Annotated in this window: 17 protein-coding genes; 9 read left to right on the forward strand and 8 right to left on the reverse strand. The window is 45.3% G+C overall.

Annotation, left to right across the window (positions count from 1 at the left end; genetic code table 11):
- Positions 1-49: 49 nt before the first annotated feature.
- Positions 50-217: a hypothetical protein gene (locus tag HQQ92_RS23785; RefSeq protein ID WP_254306338.1), complete on the reverse strand. Its 168-nt coding sequence runs from the start codon at positions 215-217 to the stop codon at positions 50-52.
- Between the two features lie 116 nt (positions 218-333).
- Here HQQ92_RS23785 and HQQ92_RS19465 point away from each other — a divergent pair, with 116 nt between their 5' ends.
- Complete coding sequence (locus HQQ92_RS19465; protein ID WP_173247812.1) at positions 334-699, forward strand: hypothetical protein; 366 nt, start codon at positions 334-336, stop codon at positions 697-699.
- 305 nt (positions 700-1,004) lie between these two features.
- A complete protein-coding gene (locus HQQ92_RS19470; protein WP_173247814.1) occupies positions 1,005-2,204 on the forward strand; it encodes an SAM-dependent methyltransferase in 1,200 nt (399 codons plus the stop codon).
- Between the two features lie 25 nt (positions 2,205-2,229).
- Here the strand turns inward: HQQ92_RS19470 and HQQ92_RS19475 are convergent, their stop codons facing one another.
- The 4 genes from HQQ92_RS19475 to HQQ92_RS23890 form a co-directional block, all read right to left on the reverse strand.
- Positions 2,230-2,676 carry an NUDIX hydrolase gene (locus HQQ92_RS19475; protein ID WP_173247816.1) on the reverse strand — a complete coding sequence of 149 codons (447 nt, stop codon included), beginning with the start codon at positions 2,674-2,676 and terminating at the stop codon, positions 2,230-2,232.
- Between the two features lie 51 nt (positions 2,677-2,727).
- Complete coding sequence (locus HQQ92_RS19480; RefSeq protein WP_131524218.1) at positions 2,728-3,606, reverse strand: neutral zinc metallopeptidase; 879 nt, start codon at positions 3,604-3,606, stop codon at positions 2,728-2,730.
- A gap of 115 nt (positions 3,607-3,721) precedes the next feature.
- On the reverse strand, positions 3,722-4,147 hold the full coding sequence (locus HQQ92_RS19485) for a hypothetical protein (RefSeq protein WP_107949438.1): 426 nt from the start codon (positions 4,145-4,147) through the stop codon (positions 3,722-3,724).
- 11 nt (positions 4,148-4,158) lie between these two features.
- The gene (locus HQQ92_RS23890) at positions 4,159-4,290 is read right to left on the reverse strand and encodes a hypothetical protein (RefSeq protein WP_302051425.1); all 132 of its coding nucleotides are present in this window, start codon (positions 4,288-4,290) and stop codon (positions 4,159-4,161) included.
- Between the two features lie 368 nt (positions 4,291-4,658).
- Here HQQ92_RS23890 and HQQ92_RS19495 point away from each other — a divergent pair, with 368 nt between their 5' ends.
- The 5 genes from HQQ92_RS19495 (at position 4,659) to HQQ92_RS19510 (ending at position 10,492) form a co-directional block, all read left to right on the forward strand.
- Positions 4,659-6,155: a helicase HerA-like domain-containing protein gene (locus HQQ92_RS19495; protein ID WP_173247818.1), complete on the forward strand. Its 1,497-nt coding sequence runs from the start codon at positions 4,659-4,661 to the stop codon at positions 6,153-6,155.
- A 365-nt stretch (positions 6,156-6,520) separates the two neighbouring features.
- A complete protein-coding gene (locus tag HQQ92_RS23895; RefSeq protein ID WP_105250371.1) occupies positions 6,521-6,643 on the forward strand; it encodes a hypothetical protein in 123 nt (40 codons plus the stop codon).
- Positions 6,644-6,922: 279 nt separating this feature from the next.
- Positions 6,923-7,879 (forward strand): TAXI family TRAP transporter solute-binding subunit, encoded by a 957-nt coding sequence (locus HQQ92_RS19500; RefSeq protein ID WP_105250372.1) that lies wholly within the window; start codon positions 6,923-6,925, stop codon positions 7,877-7,879.
- A 108-nt stretch (positions 7,880-7,987) separates the two neighbouring features.
- The gene (locus HQQ92_RS19505) at positions 7,988-10,021 is read left to right on the forward strand and encodes a TRAP transporter permease (RefSeq protein WP_131524216.1); all 2,034 of its coding nucleotides are present in this window, start codon (positions 7,988-7,990) and stop codon (positions 10,019-10,021) included.
- A gap of 45 nt (positions 10,022-10,066) precedes the next feature.
- A complete protein-coding gene (locus HQQ92_RS19510) occupies positions 10,067-10,492 on the forward strand; it encodes a DUF1850 domain-containing protein (protein ID WP_173247820.1) in 426 nt (141 codons plus the stop codon).
- Positions 10,493-10,519: 27 nt separating this feature from the next.
- On the opposite strand, the gene HQQ92_RS19515 is transcribed toward HQQ92_RS19510, so the two are convergent.
- Positions 10,520-11,488, reverse strand: a complete 969-nt coding sequence (locus HQQ92_RS19515; RefSeq protein WP_173247823.1) for a diguanylate cyclase domain-containing protein — start codon at positions 11,486-11,488, stop codon at positions 10,520-10,522.
- A gap of 142 nt (positions 11,489-11,630) precedes the next feature.
- Positions 11,631-11,966: an FKBP-type peptidyl-prolyl cis-trans isomerase gene (locus HQQ92_RS19520; protein WP_011845636.1), complete on the reverse strand. Its 336-nt coding sequence runs from the start codon at positions 11,964-11,966 to the stop codon at positions 11,631-11,633.
- Between the two features lie 234 nt (positions 11,967-12,200).
- Between HQQ92_RS19520 and trxC the strand changes: the two genes are divergently transcribed.
- Positions 12,201-12,623: a thioredoxin TrxC gene (gene trxC, locus HQQ92_RS19525; RefSeq protein WP_173247825.1), complete on the forward strand. Its 423-nt coding sequence runs from the start codon at positions 12,201-12,203 to the stop codon at positions 12,621-12,623.
- A 57-nt stretch (positions 12,624-12,680) separates the two neighbouring features.
- Positions 12,681-13,115: a hypothetical protein gene (locus HQQ92_RS19530; protein WP_173247827.1), complete on the forward strand. Its 435-nt coding sequence runs from the start codon at positions 12,681-12,683 to the stop codon at positions 13,113-13,115.
- A 176-nt stretch (positions 13,116-13,291) separates the two neighbouring features.
- Here HQQ92_RS19530 and HQQ92_RS19535 read toward each other — a convergent pair whose 3' ends face one another.
- Positions 13,292-14,692: a DASS family sodium-coupled anion symporter gene (locus HQQ92_RS19535; RefSeq protein ID WP_105250382.1), complete on the reverse strand. Its 1,401-nt coding sequence runs from the start codon at positions 14,690-14,692 to the stop codon at positions 13,292-13,294.
- Between the last annotated feature and the right edge of the window lie 587 nt (positions 14,693-15,279).

Genomic DNA, 15,279 nt, shown 5'->3' on the forward strand with positions numbered 1-15,279 from the left:
TTTCAGAACAGCTTATTGTTGTGGCCGGATTTTCAAAGTCGCCAGTTATCTAAGTTGATAAAGATAGTGTTCCTGTACAAGCAGAAACAATTGAGCTTATATGTTGCTGCAGTAATTTTGCTTGCTCGGCTTTCTTGTTTGCAAGTTCTTCACTGCAACCAGTAATAGCAATTGTCAGAGGGATGGCTGTTAACAGAATGAACATACGCGGTTTCATAATATTCCTTGTACTGCGCCTTTGACTTTAATGCCTAAGGGGAGTTTTCCCCGTACTTATAGTTAAACCCAAACAAAGATACGAGTAGGTTTAAACTTTTAGGGCAAAATTAATATATGACAGTAAGTTATCACTGCTATCGCATCACGTTCAATACATTGTTACACCAAGAAAGCGAGAAGATGTTTACCGTTTCTATCTTTGGCTCACTAAATTTTGGCGGTATAAAATCAAATCATTATTTACCGACTATGAAGCATGGTGAAACAGGAGATCCACAACTCTTTATTGCTGTTAATGGTAATCAGATAACTCAACAATCAAAGGAATACGCCATACCCTCGGAGTTGCCGCAGGGCGAAATGACAAATTGCGTGAGTCTCGGCATGGATGGCGAGCTAGCTTTCGCAGGTGCAGGGACGCATCCTTCGGAAGCGATAGCAAATTTGGCAATGAGCACAAGGGGCTTTCAACTCCGTTAGGGGCGTCTTGGCTGATTGTTTATAAATAGGAAGGAGGATAGGACGAGCAGTCCTCCTTGGTCGACTTTTGATTAAAACATCAGGGGGTGAAGCCCCACGACTTTGACTTTGATTAAATAATTCAAACAAGAGTTGGGACAAAATCCCGCTTGCCAAAAACCTACACGAGATTACGAATTTCAACAGATAGATCAGCAGCGGAGCTCTGCCCCAAACCCCTTCTCGATGAGAATAACTTTAGGTAGCGGCGGATCGCGGTTAGAATACTCACCCTGTTTTTCTTGGTTACTTTTTCGGAAACAATAATGTCCCATTCAGCGCTTAATTCTTTTGATGATTTTTACCAGCTTTTGGCTGACAGCTTGGCGAAGAATAGTCTGATCAAACTATTGTTGAGTAAGTACCGAGGGGCAGATAAAAGCTTGCAGCGCATTACGATTCGGCCGATTAGTTTGCAAAATGAACCTGTGCTGTCGTTTGTGTATCAGCATCAGACGAATCACATCACAAAAAACCTGAGTTATGACGAAGGCTTAGCCAGCATAAAACTGTTACTCGGTAGCGATTTTAAGAGTGCCCACTTAGCTACGGCGCAGGCAGAAGTTCAGCTTGAGATCAGCAAAAAAGGCAAAGTCCAAATCAGCACACATAACGTTAAACAAGCTGTCGCGGCGCCATTAGAACATGACCGTGAGAAAAAGCGTTTTGTGGATATTGAACGTCCCTTCCTGGCCAAGCTAGGGGTGACGGACAGCCAACATAATCTTATCCCTGCGATGTCGCGCAAATGGAAGCAAATCAATAAGTTTATTGAGGTTTTTAGCCAAGCGCTCGAAGCCTCACCCCACAAGAATGACCAACCGATCAATGTGGTCGATTTTGGGTCTGGCAAAGGCTATCTCACCTTTGCAATCCATGATTACCTTCGCCATAGCCTTCACAATGATGCGCAGGTGACTGGGGTGGAATTACGCCAAGCCTTGGCCGATTTATGTAATGAAACGGCGGCAACGCTCGATCATCAAGGATTGTCGTTTGTCTGCGGCGATGTGAGAACCCATGCGCCTAAGCAAACCGATGTGATGATCGCCCTGCACGCCTGCGATATCGCCACTGACTATGCGATTCATTATGGTATTCGCGCCAATGCCGACATCATCATGTGCTCGCCTTGCTGCCATAAACAAATTCGACCGCAGATGCACAGCCCAGAATTGTTTAAACCTATGCTGCAATATGGGGTGCACATGGGCCAACAGGCTGAAATGGTGACGGATTCATTACGTGCGCTATTTTTGGAAGCCAACGGTTATGCGACTAAGGTGTTTGAATTTATCAGCCTAGAACATACCAATAAAAATAAGATGATTTTGGCCGTTAAAAAGCCACAAAATAATCAGAAAGACAGCGCCGCAATCCTCGCGCAAATTGCTGACATCAAAGCCTATTACGGGATCAAGGAACATTGCTTAGAAACCTTGCTCGCGCAAACCCAAGCCGATTAACGGCCGGCGGTTTGCCAGTAAAGCATTAAAACTTTGCGCTCATGACAATCCCGTTGAAATTGAGGCAATCTTTAATTCTTTGCTGCTGCACCGCGCTAAGGGTATCGATATCGTGGAAGGCAAACTCTGAATGTTCGTGGCTTAAGTGGATCGGCAATGGCTCACCTTCTGCCACATTTTTTGCCACCTCAGGCCCATCAGGCAACAACAGTTCACAACGAAAGATAAAAGCTTGGGATTGATAGGCACTGTGATAATACACGCCGCTCAAATAGTTAACCCGCACACTTAACCCCAATTCCTCTTGGCATTCGCGCACTAAAGCCTCGTGAATCGTTTCACCGGGCTCGAGTGCGCCGCCGGGCAAGCCCCAAGCAAAGTTACCGTAATTGGCCTTAAGCAACAGCACTTGTCCCTGCGCATTAGTGATAACCGCGTGGCTGCTCAATCTAAAGGTATCGTTAAAGGCCACTCAGTTATCCTTGCATTTCTGTTCGGTACGTATTTGAGATATCACACAAAATCACTTCGCCGCAAAGGTATTACAACTGGCGAGATTACCCGAATCAAACCCTGTCTTAAACCATTTCACCCGCTGCGCCGAACTGCCGTGGGTAAAAGCATCGGGCTGTACGGCGCGACCCGCCATCTTTTGCAGACGATCGTCACCCACAGCACTGGCGGCGGCAATACCTTCCGCTAAATCGCCCGCTTCAAGTAAGTTAAGTTGTTGATTGACATAATGCCCCCAAATACCTGCGTAGCAATCTGCTTGTAATTCAAGCGCGACACTCAATTGATTCGCCTGCACTTTACTGCCAGATTGCTGGGCTTGGCGCACCTTAGTGCTAGTGCCCAGCAGGTTTTGCACATGGTGGCCTACCTCGTGGGCAATCACATAGGCAAAGGCAAAATCACCGGGCGCGCCTAAGGTTTTAAGCTCATCAAGAAAGCTAAGATCGATATACACCTTGCTATCGGCGGGGCAATAGAAAGGCCCAGACTGCGCCTGTCCCATACCGCAGCCAGTGGAGGTCATATTGCGATAAAGCACTAACTTCGGCTCTCGATATTGCCCTTTGAGTAACTGGCCCCAAACGGTTTCTGTGGTGCCTAAAATGGCCGCCACAAACTGGGCATTCTCATCCTGTACCGCGGTCGTTGAGCTAGATTGGGATTGGCTAAGATGAGCTTGAGTATTCGGGTCGAGTGACAGACCACCGGTAAAATACTGAAAAGCAATATAAATGCCGCCGATGAGCAACACCACACGACCAAGTTTAGTTCTCAGCAAAAAGGGCAAGAACCTGAGTAACAAGGCACTCGGCACACCCGCAGATGCCATTTGCTGGCCGCGTCTGTCTTCGATATTGGAGCTTCTATCAGTGTCACGCCAGCGCATCGCATTCCTTCACTCTGTAGTTAAAACTTTCATTAAACCGCTATTAAAGTCGCTTAGATGCAAAACTCTGATTTCGTATTTGCACTCTAGCGCCTAGTGATTAAGAGTCTAGTGATTATTTCGCTTGTGTATCGCTTGTGGGCGCGTCTTTTAGTGAGCGTAAAAACAACCCTAAACCACCAAAGGCCAAAACGAGGATCACGATAAGTTCAAAGGCCGACATGGATTTAAAGTGGAATTGAATCGAGCTGATCACGCCCACAACCAAGGCCGTAAGCGAACCTAAACTCAACAGCCAAGCTAACTTACTCTTAGCGTCAAAAAACACCATCACAATGCCGATAATAAACGGTAGCATCACCATGCCTGTGGTAATCGACATACCTTGCCCAAAGGCATTCACTCGATATAAGCCATAGCCCAGTCCAAAACTAGAGCTCACCTGTATTGCATTGAACAATAAATAAAATCCGCCACACATCATGGCAAGACCCATAAAAAATTGTCCCGTCCCGCCCTGTGTTCCGCCCGCACCTTTCATAGATATCCTTTCTACATTAACGATTTTTGAGTGGCTTGTTCTATGGCCATTTTCAGCCGTTGATTTTCTTCTACTACTTTTACTTTTGCATACTGATAACGGCTTTTATCCGCCTCAGCAACACAGCGCTGTTTATCTCGCATAGGCTCATAAGATTCAACACAGGTTCTTGCACCACAGACTCATTCGGTGCATGCAGATGTCTGCACAGTAAAGAACAAGAGCAGCATAATCAAAGGGAATTTCACCATCAAGCACGCCTCAGTGAATGACAAAAATAACACACCTTATTCATAGGTAACGCCCATATTGCCAATCACACATTTTTGCTAAGTGATATCAAGCTTATTCAGGCCCCATGTTGACATAAATTACGCGAAGGCCAACACTCAATGATGAATTTTTATACGCATGAACGACGACACTAAAGTGGATTAAATACACAGTGGCTAAAATAAGGATGCTGCAACGATTCCAATATAAGCCCTACCGTTAACATTAAGGAATGCCTTTGAATACGCTATTAATAGGAAAAGGTGAACAACAGGTTCACTTAAATCTTAAGTATGCCAATCGCCATGGGTTAATTGCCGGTGCCACAGGGACAGGCAAAACCGTGTCGCTGATGAGTATTGCCGAAGGTTTTTCACGCCAAGGCGTGCCGGTTTTTATCACAGACGTTAAAGGCGATATCTCGGGTCTAGCGATGGCGGGTACCCCAAGTGAAAAGCTATTACAAAGGGCAACTCAAATTGGCATTGAGGATTATCACAACGAAGCCAACCCTGTGGTGTTATGGGATTTAGCGGGCGTTCAAGGCCACCCGCTGCGTACCACCATCAGCGAAATGGGCCCAACCTTACTCGGCCGAATTTTAGAATTGAATGACACCCAGAGCGGTATTTTAGACATAGTCTTTCAACTAGCGGACGACCAAGGGTTATTACTGCTCGACTTAGATGATCTGCGGGCCATGCTGGCCTTAGTTGCCGAGGAACGCAAAGAAATCTCCGCCAAATATGGTTTAATCAGCGCCCAATCCCTCGCAGCAATTCAACGCTCGGTACTAGGATTAGAGCGCGATGGTGGCAAAGACTTTTTTGGTGAACCCGCGTTACAGCTTGAAGATTTAATGCGCACTAATTTGCAAGGACGCGGCATTATTAATTTATTAGCAGCAAACAAACTGATTTTAACTCCCCGTTTATATTCAAGTTTTTTACTATGGCTACTCTCAGAATTATTTGAGAATCTGCCCGAAGTCGGCGATCCCGAAAAACCTAAGCTAGTGTTTTTTATCGATGAGGCGCATTTACTCTTTGAGGGTTGCCCACCGAGTCTATTAAAACGCGTCGAACAGATCATGCGCCTAATTCGCTCAAAAGGCGTAGGCGTTTATTTTTGCTCGCAATTTCCTGATGATGTCCCAAGCGAAATTCTCGGACAATTAGGTAATCGTATTCAACATGCCCTGCGAGCTTACACGCCAAGGGATCAAAAGGCCGTTAAAACCGCCGCCGAAACCTTTGTGCCTAACCCCAAACTGGTTGTTAGCGACGTCATATCCCAGCTCGCTGTAGGTGAAGCCTTAGTGTCTATGTTAGCCGACAAAGGCGTGCCAACTATGGTCGAGCGCGCGCTCATCGCACCGCCACGTTGCCGCATGGGACCCGCCACAAGTGAGGAGTTACAACAAGTCCGCGCCCAAAGCCCGATTGGAGGTAAATACGATCAGTTAATCAACCGCGAATCGGCCTACGAACGCCTTAACCAAAGACGAGTTGGTAACGCCACCAGCGACACCACATCCACAGCAAGTGATGTGCAAACGGGCCAAAAAGCTGAGGAACAAGGTTGGTTCAGTGAACTTATTTTTGGTAATAAGCGCCGCCAAGGGTTAGCTGAAACCTTGTCAAAACAAGCGGCACGCACGGTTGGAAGCCAATTAGGTAAACAAATTTTGCGCGGTATATTAGGTGGCATGTTAGGTAAATCGAGCCGACGTTAGGCATATGGTACTTAGTTAAGCCTCCAATTAGGGCCCACTAAAACCACAAACAATGACGAAAATAGAGGTAATGTGTCCTTGTTCGCATATTTCTTATACAGGTTAACGCTAGCATTAGCATTAATTATTCTAAGTGATAGATGGATCATGGTACGGAATTCGGTGATAAGATTATTTTGCTGTAATCGCTCATTGAGGCAAATAAATTCACAGATAATTATCAATGATTTTAGATATTTGTAATTTAAAATGTTGTAATTCGAGATAAAAATTTCGCTTCAATCAGGACGTCATGGAATAGGTTCAATTAAGTACGGCTTACATGATTAGCCTGATGAATAACCAAAGAGTACATGGAGTTTTATATGAGTAAAGAGCAAAAAAACCGTAAAGAATCGAAGAAACAACCGCTGATGTCTCCTAAAGAGAAAAGAGCAGCAAAACATGCGAAAAACGCAACTAAAGGTTTCTTAGATAACACTAAATAGTGTCTTGTTATTAGGAGGTTTGTCCTCTAATAACACAAATAGGGTTAACTTAGGTTAGCCCTTTTTATTGCCCGCTTCATTGAACCAACCAAGTTTTACCTCACAATACAACCTTGCTCAAAACAGTCTCAGATCTCAGTTTTGTGATACAAAAGTAGCAGCTATCGACTATAGCCTAATTGACCTTTTCCAGGTTTTATGTAGTTATATTGAGCTGATTACGGTATTTACCGCTCGAAAGACCCTACATAACACTATAAAAAATAAGGATATTTCATAATGAAAATCAAAAAACGTTTTGTCGCCGTCGGCGCAGCAGTGACTCTCACACTCAGTGCTGCCGCTATGGCTGCTGCCCCCGCCTTTATCAACATTCTCACAGGCGGCACCAGTGGTGTGTATTACCCTATTGGCGTTGCGCTGTCGCAACTCTACGGCACAGGAATCGAAGGTTCTAAAACCTCAGTTCAAGCAACTAAAGCCTCAGTAGAAAACCTCAATTTATTGCAAGCGGGTCGTGGTGAATTAGCGTTCGCTTTAGGTGATTCAGTCGCAGCAGCATATCAAGGTGATATTGATGCAGGCTTTAAAACGCCGCTGGATAAAATCCGAGTACTTGCCTCGGCTTATCCTAACTACATTCAAATCGTCGCCAATAAAGAGTCTGGCATTAAAACCTTGGCCGATTTAAAGGGAAAACGCATCTCAGTGGGTGCCCCTAAATCAGGGACAGAACTCAATGCCAGATCGATTTTCAAGGCTGCGGGATTAAGTTACGAAGACATGGGGAAAGTCGAGTTTTTACCCTATGCCGAATCCGTTGAGCTAATCAAAAATCGTCAATTGGACGCCACGTTACAATCTTCCGGTCTCGGCATGGCTGCTATCCGTGACTTAGCTGCGACTATGGCAATCAACTTTGTTGAAATTCCAGAAGATGTGATCGCTAAGATTAACAATCCCGCCTATCAACATGGCGTGATCCCAGCATCGACCTATGAAGGCCAAACCACCGACGTTTCTACCGTCGCCATTCAAAATTTACTGGTGACTCAAAGCGGTGTATCGGATGATTTAGCCTATCAGATGACAAAACTCATGTTCGAGCACTTAGACCGACTAGGTAACGCGCACTCCGCCGCGAAGACCATCAGCGTAGATAAAGCGACGAAAAATCTGCCAATACCACTGCACCCAGGTGCAGAACGTTATTACAAAGAAGTTGGTGCACTCTAAGTTTTACTGATATCTGTGCATCCTATTCCAAACTAAGCAATTGAGATGCCGTTAAATAACGGCATCTCGTTTATATCATCTCTGTAGTCTAATGCTGTGAGGCATAATATGAGTGATCCCCAACAAGGTCTCAGCGCAAATACTGGCGATTGGCCCAAGGCTCTATTTTATACAGCCTTAATTTTTTCTATTTTTCAAATCATCACTGCCGCTTTTCATCCCGTCTCGACTCAAGTACTGCGTGCCACCCATGTGGGCTTTTTACTGTTAGTGGTTTTTTTAAGTTATCCCGCTAGAGGAAAATCTCAGCCTTGGCAGCCACTCGCTTGGCTACTCGGTCTAGCTGGCATGGCCACAGCGGCTTATCAGTGGTATTTCGAAGCCGACTTAATTCAACGTTCGGGCGATCTGACCGATGCGGATATAGTGATAGGTATCACTTTGATCGTATTAGTGTTTGAAGCAGCGCGCCGAGTCATGGGCTGGGCACTACCTATCATCTGTAGCATCTTTTTGATGTATGGCTTATTTGGCCAATATTTACCCGGTGACTTAATGCACCGCGGCTATGGATTCGATCAGATCATCAATCAATTAGCCTTCGGTACCGAAGGGTTATACGGCACACCAACCTATGTGTCGGCGACATATATATTCCTGTTTATTCTCTTCGGCTCCTTTTTAGAACAAGCCGGAATGATCCGTTTATTTACCGACTTTGCCATGGGATTATTTGGCCACAAGCTCGGCGGTCCAGCAAAAGTTGCGGTAGTGTCATCGGCATTGATGGGGACGATTACAGGATCAGGTGTTGCCAACGTGGTCACAACGGGCCAATTTACCATTCCACTCATGAAACGATTCGGTTATCGTCCAGCCTTCGCCGGCGGGGTAGAGGCAACATCGAGTATGGGCAGCCAAATCATGCCGCCGATCATGGGCGCAGTGGCCTTTATCATGGCCGAAACCATTAACGTCCCCTTTATCGAGATAGCCAAAGCGGCATTGATCCCTGCGCTACTTTATTTCTGCTCCGTATTTTGGATGGTGCATTTAGAAGCCAAACGCGCCAATCTCTGTGGCCTGCCTAAAGATCAGTGCCCTAATCCATGGGCGGCAATTAAAGAGCGTTGGTATCTCCTTATCCCCTTGTTTATTTTAGTCTACTTGCTGTTTTCGGGTAGAACGCCGCTGTTCTCAGGCATGGTAGGACTCGCCCTCACATCGATAGTAATTTTAGGCTCAGCCATAGTACTGCGGCTTTCCTCAATGGCAATGCGCATTGCCTTTTGGATTGCCCTTGGCATCCTATGCGCTGGCTTCTTCCAACTCGGGATCGGGGTCGTATTTGGGGTTATCGCCTTATTAGTCGCCATTTGTTGGTTTATTAAAGGCGGCAGAGATACTCTCACCATCTGCTTGCATGCACTGGTAGAAGGCGCCCGTCATGCCGTGCCTGTGGGTATCGCCTGTGCTTTAGTCGGTGTGATTATCGGCATAGTGTCACTGACAGGAATTGCCTCGACCTTCGCGAGCTATATTCTTGCCGTTGGCCAAGATAACTTGTTCTTATCACTCGTGTTAACTATGGTCACTTGCCTAGTGCTCGGCATGGGGATCCCCACGATCCCTAACTACATAATTACTAGCTCGATTGCCGCTCCCGCATTACTCGATCTCGGTGTGCCACTGATTGTGTCGCATATGTTTGTATTTTATTTCGGCATCATGGCCGATCTCACGCCTCCCGTTGCCTTAGCCTGTTTTGCCGCAGCGCCAATCGCGAAGGAATCTGGTCTTAAGATCAGCCTTTGGGCAATCCGTATCGCCATTGCAGGTTTTGTGATCCCCTTTATGGCGGTTTACGATCCCGCTTTGATGCTTCAAGGTGATAGCTGGTTAGCTACAGGGTTTGTCTTGCTAAAAGCAACTGTGGGTATTGGTATTTGGGGCGTCATCTTTACCGGATATCTATTACAAAAACTCTACTGGTGGGAACGCGTTATCGGCTTCCTTGCGGGTGCGAGCTTAATTCTTGCTACGCCGTTGAGTGATGAAATTGGCTTTGGGCTCGCGCTGCTATTTATCGTGCAACACAGCTGGCGAGCACGCAAACTCAAACGTCTCGCAGAACAAGGATAAGCTTTTGAGATTATTGGTCGTTAATCAGTCTTTGAAGGTAAACAGATGCTAGGCCTGTGTTTAGGCCTAGCGGGCACACTGTGGGCCCAAGTGCCCACAGACAACTTCACCTTGGCATGGAACCACAGCATAGAAAAAATTCGCTGGGAGGAAGACTATAACGTCACGCCACAAGGATTAGTGTTGGTCGAAGCAAGAGTGAAAGGTACGGGTGCAGGAATGGAAATCCCAGATGATGCCTATCTTAAAAATGGCAGCTGGCATTATCAGCCCAAGCTGCCCATTTTGCCTGTGTTGCGCTTAAGTCGCACGCCCGAAGCAGGGGATTTTGAACTTTGCTTCACTCAAATTTCAGGAAAATTGCAATGCCAAGCCATGAGTCATTGGATTGGCGTACCCAACAAACAAACAGCCGCGGTTGAACTTTGGGGTTGCGGTTCTTCAAATATCACGCCAATTGATGTTCGCTAGGCAAGTTAAGGGATAGTAATCATCTGCTTACTGATAAAAACAATATCCATGCTTTCCTTGGTGTTTCACGCGATACATGGCGGCATCCGCGCGATCACAACTCTCGGCAAAACTATCACCATAGCCAAATATATCAATACCGATACTCAGGCCTACCTCCACTTCACATCCTTCTAGCAGGAATTTATCTCGATAAACATCGAGCAATGATTGTGCGAGTGCCCCTAATGATTCACGATCAAATGACGGCAGTAATATCACAAACTCGTCACCCCCTAACCGTGCGATCTGCGCGAATTCACCGGCGTGAAATACTAAAGTATGCGCAACGTGCATCAACAGGCTGTCACCAAACTTATGGCCGTGACGGTCATTTAACGCTTTAAAACCATCAAGGTCGATAAAAAATAACGCACCGCGAATACCTGGTAGCGAGGATTCATCGAATACTTTGGCAATAGCTTGGCGATTCATTAAGTTGGTGAGTGGATCACTGTGGGCTAAGCGGGCTAAATCTATTTCGTAGCGCTTTTCTTGAGTAATATCGATATGGCTGCCCATCATTCGCAGTGGTGTTCCATCAGCTAAGCGCTCGACAATACGCCCACGATCGGACACCCAGGTTATGCTGCCATCTTTGTGTAGCATTCTGTGAACTGCTTGATAGTAATCGGCTTGACCATTCACATGATCTTCAAAGGCTTTTATCACCCATTCTTTATCTTCTGGGTGTAATTTACTTTTCCAGATATCAACATGGGCAGCAAACTCTTCAGGACTAAACCCGAGCATTTCGCCCCAGCGCATGTTAAATATGGTTAAATTTCCGCTTGGAATATGCTGTTCCCATAGACATAAACCATTACCATCGAGGGCCGCAAAGAGTTTTTCTTCGGCACGATAATTCAACGCTGCTAAATGAGCGTTTTCACTTTTTAGCTGAGCGATCTCAGCCTGAAGTTGCGCAATTAACTCTGCTGCAGTATCCGAAGCCACGACAAATCTCTTTCCATTAAGTGGGAAAATTGAGTCCAGTGTAAATCACCCTATGCCGAAGCAAAATAGTGAAGAGTGCAAGATGAGCCAGAATCATATTGGCTCAATCGAGCTTACACAGACTCTCGCAGTCCTGTCACGCTTAGTCGCGAGTCAGCACTTCGAGCAATTCGATCTCAAAGGTGAGATCAGAATTTGGTTTGATATGAGCACCCACTTGACGCTCGCCATAGGCTAAGTGAGCTGGGACTAACAACTTACGTTTGCCACCGACTTTCATCCCCATAATACCTTGATCCCAGCCTTTAATCACACGGCCAGTACCAATTACACATTGAAACGCCTGACCACGATCATAGGATGAATCGAATTGGGTACCATCCTGCAAAAATCCACGATATTGGGTAGTGATCAGTGCACCTTTTACCGCTTCTTTTCCTTCGCCCACTTGCAGATCGATTACTTCTAATTCAGTCATATCTTCATTCTCTTTTCTTGTTCGCACTTAGGGCGTGATATTCAACTTTGCGCAGGATTTTATCACCGACGAGCGGGCTTGTCGGCGCAATCTAAACATTTCTGCAGCTCGGTTCACTGCTTAATCCTTAATAATAAGGTCATCATGGGCGATAACATCATCACTCGCCCTTTAAATTACTGTCGGTTAGCCCAATATATAAGTCGTATAAACGTTTTATTTTGGAGCTTTGCCATGATTATTGCCTGCCCCCATTGCGATACGTTAAACCGCGTTCCCGATGAGCGTTTAAACCAACAACCCACTTGCGGTAAATGTAAGCTCAGTGTCTTTACGGCTGCGCCAATTGAACTCAATAGCACAAACTTTGCCAACCATGCCAATAAATCAGAGCTCCCCCTAGTCGTTGACTTTTGGGCCAGCTGGTGTGGGCCCTGTAAAAGTTTTGCGCCCATATTTTCTGCAGCAGCTAAGACATGGGAGCCTCAATTTCGCTTCGGTAAAATCAATACTGAAGAACAGCAAGCCCTCGCGGCTCAATTTAATATTCGATCTATTCCAACCTTAATGATTTTTAAACAAGGCCACATACTCGCCCAGCAAGCCGGAGCTTTACCCTCCTCAGCGTTTAACCAATGGTTAAATGCCTATAAATAAGAGGATTGAGCTAAGATACAACCGCTCAGCCGAGCTAATTTGTAAAGGTAACGAAAATTGAAAAAAGCAATGTTCTTACTGGGCGCAGTACTCTTGCTAGTGGTGACAGGATGGGGTTTACAACAACATCTCACAATTGATACTTGTCTCGACAAGGGAGGGACTTGGAACGATGACACTAAGCAATGCATTCGTCCATTCGAACAAGGGATAGCCTTTACTCGCAGTGATCATAATTCTGCCGAGCCTCAGACAGCTTATGTTTATCTTTCCGAGAATTTACAGCAAGCAGAAGTGTTTTTTGCCACAACAGATAAGCCTATTATTTTACAAGCCGTTAATGTCACTGAAGGCGATACCGCTCCCGTATTATATAAAAATGACATTGAACAGATTGATATCATCAACGTAAAAGAAATCTTTTATCTACGTTATCAACATCAAGCAATTTATAGCGCAAATACTTTTAGTCGCAACTTAACCTCAAATTAAGTGCAAAACATAAGCATAGAGTAAGCTTCGAAACACTAAGCCTGACACTAAGCCCAAAAACTCGGTACGACGACTCAGCTAAAAACAAAATCAGTATCCGCCCTATGCTCTTCATAAGGCGAATACTATTCTAGCGACAACGTTAAAACACAAAGTTGCCATGAACTATATCAGTGTTAAATATCCCAGAAGGTATGGGCGATAATACCCAAGACTATCATACTGATAAAGTTGATGATCATACCCACTCGCACCATTTCCGATTGCTTGATATGGCCAGAACCATAAACGATAGCATTGGGCGGTGTCGCCACCGGCAGCATAAAGGCGCAAGAAGCTGCAATACCAATCAGCACAGATAACATCACAGGCGATATGCCTAATGCCTCAGCAATCGCAGCAAATACAGGCACTAACAGTGCAGCGCTGGCGGTGTTACTGGCAAATTCAGTCAACATCACCACAAAAGCAATCACAGCAAAGACGAACAACGACATGTGAGTGCTACCGAAAATATCTGTCATCCAGTGAGCTAAAAATACGCTAGTGCCAGTCGTTTTTAGTACTGCGCTCAGTGTTAAACCACCACCAAACAATATGAGTACACCCCAATCTGTGGTCGATTCAATTTTCTTCCAGCCGACCAAACCTAAGCCCGAGAGTAAAACGACGGCCCCTAAGGCGACTATGGTATCAAACTGAGTGATGCCACCTAATGCCTTGGCTAACGGCACACTGAAAATCCAGCAACATACGGTAGTCAGGAAGATAAGCAGAGTAAATTTCCCCTGAAATGTCAGCTTCTGAGCTTCAACATCCACATCGAATTTGGCAGAAAGATCAGGCTTAAAATACCAATACAAGGCAATCAACATCATAGGTAGCATGAGGATAACGGTTGGAATACCAAACTTCAGCCAATCACTAAAACTTAAGCCCACTTGAGCCGCAGCAATCGCATTCGGTGGGCTACCCACTAAAGTACCAATACCGCCGATGTTGGCCGAATAGGCAATCCCGAGCAGTAGAAATACATAGGTGCTGTGGTATTTTTCGCGGTCGAGCTGCTGCAAAATCCCGAGAGCCAATGGCAACATCATCGCCGTGGTCGCGGTATTGCTGATCCACATCGATAGCAGCGCAGTTACTCCAAACAGCATCAAACAGGCGATACTGAGTTTGCCTTTAGAGGCTAGCAGCAGCTTTTGCGCTATGAGGGTATCAATCTTTTGATGGTGCAAGGCCGCAGCCAAGACGAAACCCCCAAAGAATAAGTAAATGATGGGATTGGCAAAGTTACTCATCGCCTCCTTGGTTTCAAACACCCCAAAGAATACGGCGAGTATAGGAACGAGAATCGCAGTGATACTGATATGAATCGCTTCGGTCAGCCAAAGAATCGCGGCGAAGAACAAAATGGCCAGCCCAGTATTCACCCCTTGTTCGAAAGGTAAACCGTAATAAAGTGCAAATAACAGCACAATATCAGCCACTAGGATCAGCATTTTTTTCTTATCGAGCCCCTCGCTGACGGGAGCTTGATTAGGTGGAGCAGTACTTGAATCTGTTAAAGACATGGTTACAACCTTAATACCATTTTATTTTGACGCAAATTTAGGGCATAGATCACACTTGGCAAAGCGGTTTATTTTGTAATTTTATCACTTGGCAACAACATTTATTGCTGAGCTAGCACGCACAAACGGCCGATTAGCGACAATAATCACCAAATTCTGATCGACACCTTTGTTTTAAAATTTCAAACGGACAAAGATCGAACAAAACCTTGCCCACGTTGTAATTTAATTAATGTTTAAAACTGAGATATAGATCACGCCACACTTTTTACCAAGGTGATAATCAACTAATTAATCATACCTTCTGATCATTGGTAGGATTAGATATTATTCCCCCAATTTGGCACAAAATTGAATGTGTAGCGCTAAATCGAATCTAGATATCGTTGAATGTGCACTAAAACTGCGACGCAGTGAACAGCAAGCGACCAACACAAACGTATTGCAACAAGGCAACATAGAAAACCCAATATCTACATGAATCGTAAACACAAATATTATTCACCACCACAGTCAATCTAACTCACTTTACCCTGTCAGCGATCCAGCCTAAAGTCGCGACCGCAACCCCGCCCGCTGTATATTAT

This window comes from Shewanella sp. DC2-4, assembly GCF_013248875.1.
Lineage (GTDB): Bacteria > Pseudomonadota > Gammaproteobacteria > Enterobacterales > Shewanellaceae > Shewanella > Shewanella oncorhynchi.